At 62.1% G+C, this 16,267-nt stretch carries 11 protein-coding genes; 6 read left to right on the forward strand and 5 right to left on the reverse strand.

Annotated features, from left to right (window positions below; genetic code table 11):
* Positions 1–10: 10 nt before the first annotated feature.
* Positions 11–1,024, forward strand: coding sequence for a HoxN/HupN/NixA family nickel/cobalt transporter (locus tag C3406_RS01500; protein WP_476629924.1), 1,014 nt, complete (start codon positions 11–13; stop codon positions 1,022–1,024).
* A 150-nt stretch (positions 1,025–1,174) separates the two neighbouring features.
* On the forward strand, positions 1,175–3,322 hold the full coding sequence (fdhF, locus tag C3406_RS01505; protein WP_103824161.1) for a formate dehydrogenase subunit alpha: 2,148 nt from the start codon (positions 1,175–1,177) through the stop codon (positions 3,320–3,322).
* Positions 3,323–3,629: 307 nt separating this feature from the next.
* On the opposite strand, the gene C3406_RS26240 is transcribed toward fdhF, so the two are convergent.
* Together C3406_RS26240 and C3406_RS01515 are read right to left on the reverse strand one after the other, a co-directional pair.
* Positions 3,630–3,899 carry a hypothetical protein gene (locus tag C3406_RS26240; protein ID WP_199182741.1) on the reverse strand — a complete coding sequence of 90 codons (270 nt, stop codon included), beginning with the start codon at positions 3,897–3,899 and terminating at the stop codon, positions 3,630–3,632.
* Positions 3,900–4,212: 313 nt separating this feature from the next.
* On the reverse strand, positions 4,213–6,453 hold the full coding sequence (locus C3406_RS01515) for a TonB-dependent siderophore receptor (protein WP_103824162.1): 2,241 nt from the start codon (positions 6,451–6,453) through the stop codon (positions 4,213–4,215).
* A gap of 254 nt (positions 6,454–6,707) precedes the next feature.
* Here C3406_RS01515 and fes point away from each other — a divergent pair, with 254 nt between their 5' ends.
* The 3 genes from fes to entF are packed head-to-tail and all read left to right on the forward strand — an operon-like array spanning position 6,708 to position 12,000.
* Positions 6,708–7,910 (forward strand): enterochelin esterase, encoded by a 1,203-nt coding sequence (gene fes, locus C3406_RS01520; RefSeq protein WP_103824163.1) that lies wholly within the window; start codon positions 6,708–6,710, stop codon positions 7,908–7,910.
* A 14-nt stretch (positions 7,911–7,924) separates the two neighbouring features.
* A complete protein-coding gene (locus C3406_RS01525; protein ID WP_103824164.1) occupies positions 7,925–8,137 on the forward strand; it encodes an MbtH family protein in 213 nt (70 codons plus the stop codon).
* Positions 8,134–12,000 carry an enterobactin non-ribosomal peptide synthetase EntF gene (gene entF, locus C3406_RS01530; RefSeq protein WP_103824165.1) on the forward strand — a complete coding sequence of 1,289 codons (3,867 nt, stop codon included), beginning with the start codon at positions 8,134–8,136 and terminating at the stop codon, positions 11,998–12,000. The genes C3406_RS01525 and entF overlap by 4 nt, the downstream gene beginning before the upstream one ends.
* Before the next feature lie 96 nt (positions 12,001–12,096).
* Here the strand turns inward: entF and fepC are convergent, their stop codons facing one another.
* The 3 genes from fepC to fepD are packed head-to-tail and all read right to left on the reverse strand — an operon-like array spanning position 12,097 to position 14,881.
* A complete protein-coding gene (gene fepC, locus C3406_RS01535; protein WP_103824166.1) occupies positions 12,097–12,891 on the reverse strand; it encodes an iron-enterobactin ABC transporter ATP-binding protein in 795 nt (264 codons plus the stop codon).
* Positions 12,888–13,877 (reverse strand): iron-enterobactin ABC transporter permease, encoded by a 990-nt coding sequence (gene fepG / locus C3406_RS01540; RefSeq protein ID WP_103824167.1) that lies wholly within the window; start codon positions 13,875–13,877, stop codon positions 12,888–12,890. Before fepG ends, fepC begins: the two co-directional genes overlap by 4 nt.
* Positions 13,877–14,881 carry a Fe(3+)-siderophore ABC transporter permease gene (gene fepD, locus C3406_RS01545; protein ID WP_103178625.1) on the reverse strand — a complete coding sequence of 335 codons (1,005 nt, stop codon included), beginning with the start codon at positions 14,879–14,881 and terminating at the stop codon, positions 13,877–13,879. The genes fepG and fepD overlap by 1 nt, the downstream gene beginning before the upstream one ends.
* Positions 14,882–14,992: 111 nt before the next feature.
* Here fepD and entS point away from each other — a divergent pair, with 111 nt between their 5' ends.
* On the forward strand, positions 14,993–16,228 hold the full coding sequence (gene entS / locus C3406_RS01550; RefSeq protein WP_103824168.1) for an enterobactin transporter EntS: 1,236 nt from the start codon (positions 14,993–14,995) through the stop codon (positions 16,226–16,228).
* Positions 16,229–16,267: the final 39 nt, after the last annotated feature.

Below are 16,267 nucleotides of genomic sequence, written 5' to 3' on the forward strand. Positions count from 1 at the left end.
GACTATGTACATGAAATATTTCAATAACCATCCCAAAGCCCTGGCGCTGATGCTGGCGTTAATCGCAACCAATATTCTCGCCTGGGGGCTGGCGTTCTACCTCTTTCACGCCACGCCATCGCTGCTGGCGGCGAGCCTGCTGGCCTGGTGCTATGGCCTGCGCCACGCGGTGGATGCCGACCACATTGCCGCCATCGATAACGTCACCCGCAAGATGATGCAGCAGGGCAAGCGTCCCTGCGGCGTGGGGGCCTGGTTCTCGCTGGGGCACTCGACGATTGTGGTGCTGGCCTCCATTGCTATCGCCGCTACCGCTACGGCGTTCAGCCGCAATATGGCATGGTTCCACGAAACCGGCGGCACCATCGGCACGGCGGTCTCCGCCTTTTTCCTGCTGGCGATGGCGCTGGTCAACCTGGTTATTCTGCGCGACGTCTGGGGCAGCTTTAACAAAATGAAGCGCGGCGAAAGTGTGCCGGAAACGGTGTCGTTTGCCCGCGGCGGGGTGATGAACTGGCTGTTCCGCTCGGCGTTTCGCCTGGTCACCCGCAGCTGGCACATGTATCTGGTGGGCTTCCTGTTTGGCCTTGGGTTTGATACCGCCACCGAGATCGGGGTGCTGGGGATCTCCGCGGCGGGTGCCTCCAGCGGCATGTCGGTGTGGGCGATCATGGTCTTCCCGCTGCTGTTCACCAGCGGCATGGCGCTGATCGACACCCTCGACAACCTGATTATGGTGGGCGCATACGGCTGGGCCTTCAACAAGCCCCAGCGCAAGCTCTATTACAATATGACCATCACTGGCACCTCGGTGGTGGTGGCGCTGTTTATCGGCGGGCTGGAAGCGCTGGGCCTGCTGGCAGATAAGCTGGGCCTTGAAGGTGGCCTGTGGAACGGCGTCGCGGCGCTGAACGATAATCTCGACAATGCCGGGTTTATCGTGGTCGGGCTGTTTGTCGCCTGCTGGGTTATCTCGTTAATCAACTACCGCTTTAAAGGCTACGACGCCCTGGTCGTACGCTAACGTCACCGCTGTCCGTTCGTCATGACACTTTTGACGAATGGACCCCTTCCCGCCATTTATTCCTCTTATTTTCAATCACTTAATTTTAATTGTAAGGCTGGCATAGTTAATGCATACCGCTGGGGACATATTACCAACGGAGTAACACCGATGAAGAAAGTCGTCACGGTTTGCCCCTATTGCGCATCGGGTTGCAAAATCAACCTGGTGGTCAATAACGGCAAAGTCGTCAAGGCTGAAGCAGCACAGGGTAAAACCAACCAGGGCGATCTCTGCCTGAAGGGGTATTACGGCTGGGATTTTATCAACGACACCAAAATTCTCACCCCGCGCCTGAAGACGCCAATGATCCGTCGCGAGCGCGGCGGCAAGCTGGAAGCCGTCTCCTGGGACGAAGCGCTGGACTATGTTGCCAGCAAGCTCAGCGCCATTAAGGCTGAGCACGGCCCGGACGCGATCATGACCACCGGTTCATCCCGCGGCACGGGTAATGAAACCAACTACATTATGCAAAAATTTGCCCGCGCGGCAGTCGGCACCAACAACGTCGACTGCTGCGCGCGCGTCTGACACGGCCCATCGGTTGCAGGTCTGCACCAGTCGGTCGGTAACGGCGCTATGAGCAACTCCATTGTCGGCATTGAAAAAGCGGACATGGTCTTTATTTTTGGCTACAACCCGGCGGATTCGCACCCTATCGTGGCGAACCGCGTGATCAAAGCCAAACGCAATGGGGCGAAGATTATCGTCTGCGATCCGCGCAAAATCGAAACCGCGCGCATCGCCGATATGCACCTGGCCCTGAAAAACGGCTCCAACATCGCGCTGCTCAACGCGATGGGGCATGTGATTATTGAAGAAGAACTCTACGACCGCGCCTTTGTGGCGGCGCGTACCGAGGGCTTCGAGGAGTATCGTAAGATCGTCGAAGGCTATACGCCGGAATCCGTTGAAGAGATCACCGGGGTCAGCGCGGCGGAGATCCGCCAGGCGGCGCGGATGTACGCGGCGGCTGAAAACGCGGCGATCCTCTGGGGCATGGGCGTGACCCAGTTCTACCAGGGCGTGGAAACCGTGCGGTCGCTCACCAGCCTGGCGCTGCTGACCGGCAACCTCGGCAAGCCGTACGCAGGGGTGAACCCGGTGCGCGGGCAGAACAACGTCCAGGGCGCGTGTGATATGGGTGCGCTGCCGGATACCTATCCGGGCTATCAGTACATCAATAACCCGGAAAACCGGGCCAAGTTTGCCAAAGCCTGGGGCGTGGATTCACTGCCGGCCCATACCGGGTATCGCATCAGCGAACTGCCTCACCGGGTGGCCCACGGGGAAGTGCGCGCCGCGTACATCATGGGGGAAGATCCGCTCCAGACGGACGCCGAGCTCTCTGCGGTGCGTAAGGCGTTTGAGGGGCTGGAACTGGTCATTGTGCAGGATATCTTTATGACCAAGACCGCCGCCGCCGCGGATGTGATCCTGCCGTCCACCTCCTGGGGTGAACACGAAGGGGTCTACACCGCCGCCGACCGCGGTTTCCAGCGCTTCTTTAAAGCGGTTGAGCCGAAGTGGGACCTGAAAACGGACTGGCAGATCATCAGCGAAATTGCCACGAGGATGGGCTACCCGATGCACTACAACAACACCCAGGAGATCTGGGATGAGCTGCGTCATCTGTGTCCGGATTTCTATGGGGCCACCTACGAGAAGATGGGCGAGCTGGGCTATATCCAGTGGCCGTGCCGGGACGAGTCCGAGGCCGATCAGGGGACCGATTACCTGTTCGAGAAGGAATTCTCCACCCCGAACGGGCTGGGGCAGCTCTATACCTGCGACTGGGTTGCGCCGATCGACAAGCTGACGGAGGAGTATCCGCTGGTGCTCTCAACCGTGCGTGAAGTGGGGCACTACTCGTGCCGCTCGATGACCGGGAACTGTGCGGCGCTGGCGGCGCTGGCCGATGAACCGGGCTATGCGCAGATCAACACGGCGGACGCCGCACGTCTGGGTATCGAGGATGAAGCGCTGGTGTGGGTGACGTCGCGTAAAGGCAAAGTCATCACCCGCGCGCAGGTGAGCGATCGTCCGAACAAAGGGGCGGTCTATATGACCTACCAGTGGTGGATCGGGGCTTGTAATGAGCTGGTGACGGAGAACCTGAGCCCGATTACCAAAACGCCGGAGTATAAGTATTGCGCCGTGCGTGTGGAGGCGATTGCTGACCAGCAGGCTGCGGAACAGTATGTGATTGATGAGTATCATAAGCTGAAGAAGCATCTTAGGGAGATGGCAATGGGTTGAGGGGAACATGCGGATGCTGTGGTGGTTCCGTTCACCATACGTTCGCTGCTTCTCTGTTAACCACGTCACCTGTGAACGTGCCAAGGGGGCTCGCCGCCTCCCCCCTGGCAACCCCGGCTCCCGGCCAGGAAAATCGCCGCTACGCGGTCCCTTCGGCTTATTCCCTTCGGCTTTCGGGTCGGGGGCGATCCTACATCCCTGTAGGTCGCCCCCTCTCGGCGCGTCCCTGCGCCTCGCCCCGGCCTGCGGTCAACGCCTCAGCGATTTTCAGCCGGACACGGGCATCGCTGTGAGTCATTTATTCTTTTTACGATTCTTCAGTGCTGTGATTTTGCTGGTGCTGGTGCTGGTGCTGGTGCTGGTGCTGGTTTTGTGTTTTTGTAGGCCCGTGCAAGCGTAGCGCCGCCGGGCGTGGGCGCAGCACGACAACAACGCCGGGTGGCGGCTTCGCCTTACCCGGCCTACAAAACCAAAAAAACAGCGATGAAGAAATAACAAAAAACAAAGGCCTTACAGCGGCTTCCTGGTCCGGCTGAAAATCGCCGAAGCGTTTCCGGAAGGCCGGGGCGAGGCGCATGGATGCGCCGAGAGGGCATAGCCTGCAGGGATGCAGGCTGGTGCCCGACCCGAAAGCCTGAAGGAATAAGCTGAGGACAAAATTGCCGGGAGCAATTTTGGACAGCGCTTGCGCTGGCCCCGAAGGGGTGAGCCCCAGGGACGGGGCGAACAATCCGCGTAGCGGCGATTTTCTTGCCGGGAGCCGGGATTGTTAAGGGGGCGGCGATAGCCCCCTTAACACGTTCACGGGTGACGTGGTTTACAGAGAAGCAAGGAAAGTATGGTGAACGGAACCACCTCCACCGCCACATGTTCCCCCACCCGACAAACCATCAGAACCGCGTATTCACACTCATAAACCAGGTCCGCCCCGGTTCATTATAGGTATAAGCCCCCGCACCATACATATACGCCCCTGTCGTCGCATTCCCCGTCGTCTGGGCATTTCCCGCACGCCACTGGCGTTTATCGAAGACGTTATCCACGCCGCCGGTCAGGCTCACATATTTGGTCACATCCCAGGTCGCGCTCAGACCGACGATGCTGTACGGGCTCACTTCGTCTTTCTCAGAGCCACTCACCGGCTGACCTTTGTAGTTGTACTTCTTCGGCTGCTGCTTGCCGTACCAGGTGAAGGTCGACTGCAACGACACATCCTGCTGCACCTGCCAGCTCAGGGTGGAGTTCAGCGTATACTCCGGGATGATCGACAGACGGTCGCCGGTCTCCTTGTTCTTGCTTTGCAGCATATAGGTGATGTTGTTGGTCCAGTTGATGGCGTCGCTGACCGGCACGTTCAGGGTGCCTTCCAGCCCTTCAACTACCGCCTTCGGCACGTTTTCCCACTGATAAATATCGGTGCGGGTTCTCCCGGCAGAGGTCTGGCCGATCGGCGCATAGCCCGCTTCAATCTTGTCGCGGTAGTCGTTGCGGAACCAGGTCACGCCAGCCAGCCAGCCGTCGCGTTTCCACTCCAGGCCAATCTCCTTGTTGATGCTGGTTTCCGCTTTCAGATCTTCGTTACCCAGCATGTAGCAGCCCACGCCGTCGGCGCTGGCATAGCAGCCCTGGCCTTTGCTGTAGAGCAGGTAGTTCGGGTTGGTCTGATACAGGCTCGGCGCTTTATAGGCGCGGGCGATACCCATCTTCAGGGTGAAATCATCCCCCAGCCCCTGAGAAAGGTTCAGGGACGGGCTCCAGTTGTTACCGACGATGGAGTGATGATCGAAGCGCAGCGCCGGGGTCAGCATGGTGGTGTCGGTCAGCTCCATGTTGTTTTCAGCGAACAGGGAGAAGATTTCCGCGTCGGAGTCAGGACTGCGATTATCGCTCATTCCCGCAATGGCGCCGCCCTGCAGGGTCTGGCCGTTGGAGGACATATCCTTCATCCGCTGCTGATCCCACTCGGCGCCCAGGGTCAGGTTCTGGTTGACGATAAAGTCGATCGGCAGGTTGATCTCACTGTGCAGCATCACGTCGGAGAGGTCGGTATCGGTGAACTTATCGCTGTTGAACAGCCCTTCCAGACCGCCCGCCAGCCCCTCGCCGAGACGGGAGTTGCGGGTGTGCTCATACTGCGCCCAGTTATTGGTGGTGATGCCATTATCCCAGCCGCCGGTCCAGGTCAGGGCGAAGTTCTGGCGATAGATCCGGTTGGTCTCTTTGCCATAATTTTTCTTCACCAACCCGTTGCTGCTGTTGTCGTTGTTGGTGTTCTGGGTATCCCCGGCATAAAGGTTGTTCTGGCGGCTGTAGCCCGCTTCGAACTGCAGGGCCTGCATCGGGGCAAACTCCCAGCGCAGCACGCCGTTCACGTCTTTATTCTCCACGCCTTCACGTCCGGCGGGCAGCGTGTCGGCATAGGCGCCGGTACGTTCAGACTGATGACCCTGGTTGATATCCCAGGCGTCGGCCTGGGTTTTATCCAGGTTGCCATACAGACGGAAGCTGAAAGCGTCGCTCAGCGGGCCGCTCAGGCTGAAGTTGGTGCGTTTGGTGGAGCCTTCTTCGTTGTGCTCCGGGGCATTCAGATAGGTGTTCCAGGAGCCATGCCACTCGTTGCTGACCTTTTTGGTGATAATGTTCACCACGCCGCCTGCCGCGCCGTTACCGTAACGCGCCGCCGCCGGGCCTCGGATCACTTCGATACGCTCGATCATCTCTGGCGGCACCCAGCCGGTGTCGCCGCGGGTGTCACGCTCGCCGCGCCAGCCCAGACGGATGGAGTTGCGGCTGGTCACCGGCTTACCGTCAATCAGGATCAGGGTGTTTTCCGGGCCCATGCCGCGGATATCAATCTGGCGGTTGTTGCCGCGCTGGCCGCTGGTGGAGTTACCGGTCAGGTTAACGCCCGGCATGGTGCGGATGATCTCCGACACATCGCGCGCCGACGGGTTTTTACGGATCTCATCCGCGGTAATGGTGGAGACGCCCGGTGCCTGCAGGTTCTGCTCGGCGGCGGTGATCACCATGGTATCTTCGTGCCCGGCGGTTTCGGCTGCCATCGCAGGCAGTGCCACACCGTAAATTCCCAGATTGACCAGTAAGGCCAGTGAGTGACGCTTATTATTCATTGTATGTCCTGCTTTTCGATGCCGCATGCCTCATGGCTCCGTCCCGAATGGGTGAGGCGGCGGAAGGAGATCGCCCGCAGTCTGCGAAAACCCCTCGATCCTGAGTCAGTACGCAGCGCAGAGCATGGTTATTAACTGTTCGCGCTTCCCACAGCGCGCCCATACGCTATTGCAAATGCAAATAGTTATCAATAATATTATCGATATTGTTTATCTTTAATCAACAATTCAGAACAAATCATGGGGTTAAATCGGTGACGACGCTGGAAACGGGAAGTGATGCCTGGTGGCAGTCGAAACAGGGGCCCGACCGGGTGCGGGAGGGGGATCATTATCGGGTGACGTTCTGCTGGCGCGACCCGCAGGGCACGGAGCAGACCTCGCCGCTAAAAAGGGTGTGGCTCTATATCACCGGCGTGACCGATCACCACCATAACGCCCGCCCCCAGACGCTAGAGCGCATTGACGGAACCGACGTCTGGCAGTGGCAGGGGGAGTTCAGCCCCAACTGGCGCGGCAGCTACTGTTTTATCCCCTCTGAACGCGACGACGACTTTGCGGATGCGGTGTTTGCCAGCGATCCCCCGGACCGCATGGCCCTGCGTGAAGGCTGGCGCAGGCTGCTGCCAAAGGCCATCGCCGATCCGCGTAACCCACTGCACTGGCGCGGCGGACGCGGCCATCCGGTCTCGGCTCTCGAAATGCCCGAGGCACCATTACAGCCTGGCTGGGATCGCCCGGACACCCCGTATCAACCGGCGCAGTGCATCACCTGGCAGAGCGCAAGGCTCGGCAACATCCGCCGGGTATGGATTTTTATCACCGGCGAGGCATCCCCAGACGCACGTCCGCTGGCGGTGCTGCTGGACGGCCAGTTCTGGGCCGAGAGCATGCCGGTCTGGCCCGCGCTGACGGCGCTCACCCTCGATGGCCAGCTGCCGCCTGCGGTCTACGTGCTGATCGACGTCATCGACACCGACCATCGCAGCCGCGAGCTCCCCTGCAATCCCGATTTCTGGCTCGCCGTTCAGGAGGAGCTACTGCCGCAGGTGCAGGCGCTGGAGCCGTTCAGCGACCGCGCCGATCGCACCGTGATCGCCGGGCAAAGCTTTGGCGGCCTCTCGGCGCTCTATGCCGGGCTGCACTGGCCCCAGCGCTTTGGCTGCGTGCTCAGCCAGTCGGGGTCGTTCTGGTGGCCACATCGCGGCGGCAAGCAGGAGGGCGTGATCATCGAACAACTCAAAAACCAACAACTTTCAGCGCAGGGGCTGCGCATCGTCCTTGAGGCGGGGCGACGTGAACCGCTGATTTTTCGCGCCTGTCAGGCGCTGTATGCCGAGCTACAGCAGACACAGCAGCCGGTTTTCTGGCGTCCGGTGGACGGCGGACATGATGCACTTTGCTGGCGGGGAGGGCTGACGCAGGGGCTGATGACTCTCTGGCAGCCTCTTATTTAATAATGGAGTCTGGTATGGAATTCAGTAACCCCTTCGACGATTCGCAGGGTCTGTTCACCATTGTGCAAAACGCCCAGGATCAGTACAGCCTCTGGCCGCAGCAGTGCGTCTTGCCCGACGGCTGGCACGTGGTGTGTGAGGCACAGTCGCAGGAAGCCTGTCAGCAGTGGCTGGCGGCCCACTGGCAAACCCTGATCCCGGCCCATTTTGCACAGGTGACTCCATGAGCATAAAACACCCTCTCGTGGCGGCCCAGCCGGGGATCTGGATGGCGGAACAGCTCTCCGACCTGCCCAACGCCTGGAGCGTGGCCCACTATGTCGAGCTGACCGGCCCGGTGGATGCGCCATTGCTGGCGAAAGCGGTGGTGGCGGGCATGATGCAGGCCGATACCCTGCGCATGCGGTTTACCGAGGATAACGGCGAGATCGGGCAGTGGGTGGATGAGAGTGCTACCCTGCCGGAACCGCAAATTATCGACCTACGCCACCACGCCGATCCGCATGCCGCCGCGTTGGCAACCATGCAGGCCGACCTCAATCAGAACCTGCGCGTCGACAGCGGCCAGTCGCTGGCCTTCCACCTGCTGCTTCAGGTAGCGGATAACCGCTGGTACTGGTATCAGCGCTATCACCATTTAGTGGTGGATGGCTTCAGTTTCCCGGCCATTACCCGGCAGATCGCCGCGATTTACCGCGCCTGGTCTAAGGGGGAAGCCACGCCGGAATCGCCGTTTACCCCCTTTGCTGAAGTGGTGGAGGAGTATCAGCGCTACCAGCAGAGCGACGCATACGCCCGCGACGGCGCCTTCTGGGCGGAGCAGCGCAGGCAGCTGCCGCCGCCGGTGTCGCTCTCCAGCGCGCCGCTGCCGGGGCGCGCCGCCACAACCGATATTTTGCGTCTGAAGCTGACCGCCGATCGCCAGGCCTTCAGCAATCTGGCGAATAAGAGCCAGAGCCAGCGCACCGACCTGGCCCTGGCGCTGGTGGCTCTGTGGCTCGCCCGCCTGACCGGGCGGATGAGCTACGCCGCCGGGTTTATCTTTATGCGCCGGATGGGCTCCGCGGCGCTGACCGCCACCGGCCCGGTGCTGAACGTCCTGCCCCTGGCGGTGAACATCAACCCGCAGGAGACGCTGCCGGAACTGGCCCAGCGCCTGGCGGGGCAGATGAAAAAGATGCGCCGCCATCAGCGTTACGACGCCGAGCAGATCGTCCGCGACAGCGGGCGTGCCGCCAGTGACGAGGCGCTGTTTGGCCCGGTGTTTAACGTCAAGGTCTTCGACTATCAGCTGGATATCGACGGCGTTCAGGCGGTGACCCATACCCTCGCCACCGGCCCGGTCAACGATCTTGAGATAGCGCTGTTCCCGGACGAGCAGGGCGGGCTGAGCATTGAGATCCTCGCCAATAAACAGCGTTACGACGAGGCCACCCTGGTGCGCCACGTCGAGCGCCTGCATGGGCTGCTGGCGCAGTTTGCCGCTAACAGCGACCTGCGCTGCGGCGAGGCCGAAACGGTCTCTGATGCCGAATATCAACAACTGGAAAAGATTAACCAGACCGCGGTTCCGCTGCCGCGCACCACCCTGAGCGGGCTGGTGGCGGAGCAGGCGGCGAAAACCCCGGACGCCCCGGCGCTGGCCGATGCGCAATACGAGCTGACCTACCGCCAGATGCGCGAGCAGGTGGTGGCCCTGGCGCATCTCCTGCGCGAGCGCGGGGTGAAGCCCGGCGACAGCGTGGCGGTGGCGCTCCCGCGCTCGGTATTCCTGACCCTGGCCCTGCATGCCATTGTCGAAGCGGGGGCCGCGTGGCTGCCGCTGGACACCGGCTATCCCGACGATCGCCTGCAGATGATGATCGAGGATGCGCAACCCTCGCTGTTGATCACTACTGACGACCAGCGCCCGCGCTTTGATCATCTGCCGGTGGCGATTTTTAGTTACAACATACTATTGCCTGCGGCGGATGCCACACCTCTGCACCTGAGCAGGCCGGAACAGACTGCCTATATCATCTTCACCTCTGGCTCGACAGGGCGGCCGAAAGGGGTGATGGTCGGGCAGACCGCCATCGTCAACCGCCTGCTGTGGATGCAAAACCACTACCCGCTCACCGCCGCAGACGTGGTGGCGCAAAAAACGCCGTGCAGCTTTGACGTCTCGGTATGGGAGTTCTGGTGGCCGTTTATCGCCGGGGCGAAGCTGGTGATGGCCGAGCCGGAGGCGCACCGCGATCCGCTGGCGATGCAGGAATTCTTCGGGAAATATGGCGTCACCACCACCCACTTTGTCCCCTCAATGCTGGCGGCCTTTGTCGCGTCGCTGACCCCGGAAAATGTTGCCTGCTGCGCCAGCCTGAAGCAGGTATTCTGCAGCGGCGAAGCCCTGCCCACCGCACTGTGCCGGGAGTGGGAGCAGCTCACCCAGGTGCCGCTGCATAATCTGTACGGCCCCACCGAAGCGGCGGTGGATGTCAGCTGGTATCCGGCGTATGGCCCGGAGCTGGCATCCGTTACCGGCAACAGCGTGCCGATTGGCTTCCCGGTGTGGAATACCGGCCTGCGCATTCTGGATGGGATGATGCGCCCGGTGCCGTTCGGCGTGGCAGGGGATCTGTACCTCACCGGCATTCAGCTGGCGCAGGGCTATCTGGGCCGCCCGGATCTGACCGCCAGCCGCTTTATCGCCGATCCCTTTGCCCCCGGCGAGCGCATGTACCGCACCGGGGATGTGGCCCGCTGGCTGGATAACGGCGCGGTGGAGTATTTAGGCCGCAGCGACGATCAGTTGAAAATTCGCGGCCAGCGCATCGAGCTGGGCGAAATCGATCGGGCGATGCTGACCCTGCCGGACGTGGCCCAGGCGGTAACCCACGCCTGCGTCATCAACCAGGCGGCAGATACCGGCGGCGATGCCCGGCAACTGGTGGGTTACGTGGTTTCGGAATCCGGCCTGCCGCTGGATCGCGATGCGCTTTTAACTGCGCTGAAAGCCCAACTGCCGCCGCACATGGTGCCTGTGGTCGTGCTGCAATTGAGCGCGCTGCCGCTCAGCGCCAACGGCAAGCTGGATCGCAAGGCGCTGCCGCTGCCGGAACTGACGGTTAAAGCCCAGGGGCGCCCGCCACAAACCGACGCCGAATGGACTGTCGCCGCGGCGTTTTCCGCCCTGCTGGGGTGTGAGATCAACGACATCGAGGCGGATTTCTTCGCCCTCGGCGGCCACTCGCTGCTGGCGATGCGTCTTGCCGCCAGCCTCAGCCGCCACTTTGCCCGTCAGGTGACCCCCGGCCAGGTGATGGTGGCCCCGACGGTAGGCAAGCTGAGCGCCTTACTGGCATCCGACATCAGCGATGAGCAGGCTCAGCGTCTGGGCTACGAGACACTATTGCCTCTGCGCGAAAGCCACGGCCCGACGCTGTTCTGCTTCCATCCCGCCTCCGGGTTTGCCTGGCAGTTCAGCGTCCTGGCTCGCTACCTGAATCCGCGCTGGTCGATCACGGGCATTCAGTCGCCGCGCCCGGGGCCGATGCAAAACGGCGCTACCCTGGACGAGGTGATCGAGCACCATCTGGCGACGCTCCGCGCCCAACAGCCGCACGGGCCTTATTATCTGTTCGGCTATTCGCTGGGCGGCACCCTCGCCCAGGGCATTGCCGCCCGCCTGCGGGCGCAGGGAGAAGAGGTGGCATTCCTCGGCCTGCTCGACACCTGGCCGCCGGAGACGCAAAACTGGTCCGAAAAAGATGCCAACGGCCTGGATCCTGAGGTTTTAGCGGAGATTGAACGTGAGCGACAGGCATTTCTCGCCGCCCGGCAGGGGCAAACATCCGGGGAGCTGTTTAGCGCCATTGAGGGTAACTACGCCGATGCGGTGCGCCTGCTGACCACGGCGCACAGTTCCACCTTTGACGGCAAAGCGACGCTGTTTGTTGCCGAACGCACGCGAACGATGGATCCGCAGCAGGCCTGGGCGCCGTGGATAGGGGAGTTAGAGGTCTACCATCAGGATTGCGCCCACGTGGATATCATCTCCCCGCAGGCGTTTGAGCACATCGGCCCGGTGTTAAAGGAGATATTGGGGTAGCCACAATGCCCGGCGGCGCTGCGCTTGCCGGGCCTACGGTTCGTGCCATAAGGGTTTTGTAGGCCGGGTAAGGCGTAGCCGCCACCCGGCGTGTTTCTACCGCCGTCCCAGCGGTACCACCAGCGGCGTGCCCGCCACCGGATCGTCAATAATCATGCAGCGCATGCCGTAGATCCGCTCGATCAGATCCGGGGTGACGATCGCTTTCGGTGCTCCCTCCGCCACAATCTTGCCGTCGCGCAGGGCTATCAAATGGGTGGCGTAGCGGCAGGCCTGGTTCAGGTCATGCAGCACCGCCGCCAGGGTAAAGCCCTGGGTGCGGTTGAGGTCGCTCAGCAGCTCCAGCAGATCGATCTGATGGCTGATATCAAGCCAGGTGGTCGGCTCATCCAGCAGCATGATCGACGTCTCCTGGGCCAGCACCATCGCAATCCACGCCCGCTGGCGCTGCCCGCCGGAGAGGGTATCCACGCTCTGCGCCGCCAGGTCGGTAATGCCGGTGGCCTGCATCGCTTTGGCTACCGCAGCCTCATCCTCTTTACGCCAGCGGGTAAATAGCGGCTGGTGCGGATAGCGCCCGCGCGCCACCAGCTCCTGCACCGTGATATCCCCCGGCGTAGTGGCGTTTTGCGCCAGCAGCCCGACCCGGCGCGCCACCTCTTTGCTGGCATAACGCTGGATCTGCTCGCCATCGAGATAAACACTGCCGTGCAGCGGCGTCATCAGGCGGCTCAAGGTGCGCAGCAGGGTCGATTTCCCGCAGCCGTTGGGGCCGATAATGGCGGTAAAGTGGCCGTCGGGGATCGCCACCTGCAGATCCTCGGCCACGATTTTCTTACCGTAGCCAAGGGTCAGATTGTCGCCGCGCAGGCGGGTCAGATTGGCACTCATTTCTTGCGGGACTCCTGAACAAGCAAGACGATGAGGTAGATCCCGCCAAGACTGACGGTCACCACCCCCACCGGAAGTTGATACGGCATAAACAGCCGCTGGGCGCAGAGATCTGCCGCCAGCAAAAGCAGCGATCCGCACAGCGCCGACTGGGTTAATCCCCAGCGGGCGGTGCCGCTCAGGCGGCGGGCGATGTGCGGCGCCACCAGTGCAATAAAGGAGATTGGTCCGGCGATAGCGGTGGCCGCGGCGGTTAATACCACCGCCACCAGCATCAGCATCAGGCGCGAACGCTCGACGCTCACCCCCAGCGCACAGGCGCTGTCATCGCCCATCTCCAGCAGCCGCATGCGCTTCACCAGCAACAGGGCGCAGACAAACATCAGCAGGATCAGCGGGGCGGCGGGCAGGGTTTTGGCCCACGTCAGACCATTGAGCGACCCGGCGAACCACAGCCCGGCAGAGAGCGAGGTCTCCAGCGACGCCTGCAGCAGCAGCCAGGTATTAAATGCCATCAGCATGGCGCGCATGCCGATGCCGATGATGATCAGGCGGAAGGTCTCGATCCCATCGCGCCAGGCAAGCGCCCAGACAATCAGCGAAGTGAGAATACCGCCCGCCATGGCGGCAAGCGTAATGGCCGTCAGGTGCTGACCAAACAGCACCATCGCCACCAGCACGCCGCTCCAGGCACCCGTGTTAAAGCCCATCACGTCCGGGCTGCCCAGCGGGTTACGCATCAGCGACTGGAAAATCGCACCGCTGATCCCCAGCGCCGCGCCGACCAGCAGGGCCATCATCACCCTTGGCAGTCGCCATTCCGTCACCACCATGGTGATATTGCGCGGCGCGCTGCCGGTGAGGGCGTTAAAGACCTGCGAGAAATCGAGCGTCACCGCGCCGCTTTGCAGGCTGACGATCGCCACGGCGAGACTCACCAGCACCAGCAGCAGGCAACTGAACACTAAACGACGGGAAGGGGCCATCACACTCCACCTCCACGCTTGCGGCGCACCAGGAAAATCAGCACCGGCGCGCCGATAAAGGCGCTGACCACCGATACCCGGAGTTCACCCGGTACCAGCAGCCGTCCCAGGATATCGGCAAACAGCAGCAGGGCAGGGGTGGCAAGCAGGGTGACCGGCAACGACCAGCGGTGATCGGCCCCCACCAGCCAGCGGGCCATGTGCGGCATCATCAGGCCGATAAAGGCGATGGGACCCACCACCGCCGTGGCGCTTCCGCACAATACGGTGATGGTCAGTAATCCCAGAAGCTGGGTGCGCGCCACCCGGCTGCCGAGCGCGGTAGCGGTGTCGCTCCCGAGGCTCAGGCTGTTAAGCGCCCGGCTTAACAGCAGCGCCACGGCGGCGGCGATCAGTACCGGCACGCTCACCACCTGCAACGTTTGCAGGGTGCGGATATCCAGGGACCCCGCCTGCCAGAAGCGCAGCTGGTCGTAAACGTCCGGGTTGAGCAGGGCGATGCCGTTGGAGAGGCCCTCCAGCACCGCGCCGAGCGCCACGCCCGCGAGCGTCAGGCGCACCGGGCTGAGCTGGCCGCCGCCCTGGCTGCCGGTAAAGGCCACCAGCAGCGAGGCGGCAAAGGCGCCGCACAGCGCCATTACCAGCTGTTCGCCGGGAGAGGAAAAGCCAAACAGCGCCGCGCCCAGCACGATGGCGAAGCTCGCTCCGGCGTTAACGCCGAGAATGCCCGGGTCAGCCAGCGGGTTGCGGGTCAGGGTTTGCATCAGCGCCCCGGCGAGGCCGAGGGCAGCACCGGCCAGCAGGCCGGCCAGGGTGCGCGGCAGGCGGGCATCCCGCACGATGGTGCAGTCGGCGCTTTGACAGGTGGCGGAGAGGGCATCCACCACTACCGAAAAGGGCAGCGGTTTGGCGCCCACCAACAGGCTGAGGGCAATCGCCAGCGTGAGCAGTAACAGTAAGCCGGGCACGGCAACGGCGCGTGACGCGGAAAGGGAGTACGACATAGCTACGTCCATGATTTGATAATGATAGTAATTATCGTTATCTATCTTATTTAGCTATGTTAGCATGTGCGGCCATGGAATTGGTACAAAAGAAACCATTAAGGCTTTGTAATGACCCGACAATCCTGGCTGCTCAATCTGAGTTTGCTGAAGACCCATCCGGCGTTTCGTGCTGTTTTTATTGCCCGTTTTATCTCTATTTTATCCCTTGGCCTGCTCGGCGTGGCCGTCCCGGTACAAATCCAGATGATGACCCACTCCAGCTGGCTGGTGGGGCTCTCCGTCACCCTCACCGGCGGGGCGATGTTTATCGGCCTGATGGTGGGCGGGGTGCTGGCGGATCGCTACGAGCGTAAGAAGCTGATTCTGCTGGCACGTGGTACCTGCGGGGTGGGCTTTGTCGGCCTCTGTCTGAACGCCATGCTGCCGGAGCCGTCGTTAATCGCCATCTATGCCCTGGGACTGTGGGACGGCTTTTTTGCCTCGCTTGGGGTGACAGCGCTGCTGGCGGCGACGCCTGCGCTGGTGGGGCGCGAAAACCTGATGCAGGCGGGGGCCATCACCATGCTCACCGTGCGTCTGGGATCGGTAATCTCGCCGATGGTCGGCGGCCTGCTGCTCGGCACCGGAAATGTGGCCTGGAACTACGGCCTCGCCGCGGCGGGCACCTTTATCACCACCTTAACTCTGTTGCGTCTGCCGCTGCTGCCGCCTCCGCCCCAGCCGCGCGAGCATCCGCTTAAGTCGCTGCTGGCGGCGATCTGTTTTCTGTTCAGCAACCCGCTGATTGGCGGCATCGCCCTGTTGGGTGGGCTGTTGACGATGGCGAGCGCAGTGCGGGTGCTCTATCCGGCGCTGGCGATTTCGTGGCAGATGAGCGTGTCGCAGATTGGCCTGCTTTATGCCGCCATCCCGCTGGGTGCAGCCTTTGGCGCCCTCACCAGCGGCAATCTGGCGCAGAGTGCCCGTCCTGGGCTGATTATGCTGCTGGCGACCCTGGCCTCGTTTGTTGCCATCGGCTTCTTCAGCCTGATGCCGGTCTGGGCGCTGGGGGTGATCTGCCTGGCGCTGTTTGGCTGGCTGAGCGCGGTGAGTTCGCTGCTGCAATACACCCTGATCCAGACCCAGACCCCGGAGGCGATGCTCGGACGTATCAACGGCCTGTGGACGGCGCAAAACGTTACCGGCGATGCGATTGGTGCCGCCATTCTCGGCGGGCTGGGGGCGATCATGACCCCGGTAGCCGCGGCGAGCAGTAGCGGGTTTGTGCTGGCGATAGTGGGGGCGATATTGCTGGTGGTGCTGGCGGAGCTACGCCGGTTTCGGCAGGAGGTTGCCACTGTTTAACGCGGTGGAATGTGCCGGGTGGCGGCTACGCCTTACCCG

It is taken from the genome of Leclercia sp. LSNIH8 (genome assembly GCF_002920195.1).
Classification (GTDB): domain Bacteria; phylum Pseudomonadota; class Gammaproteobacteria; order Enterobacterales; family Enterobacteriaceae; genus Enterobacter.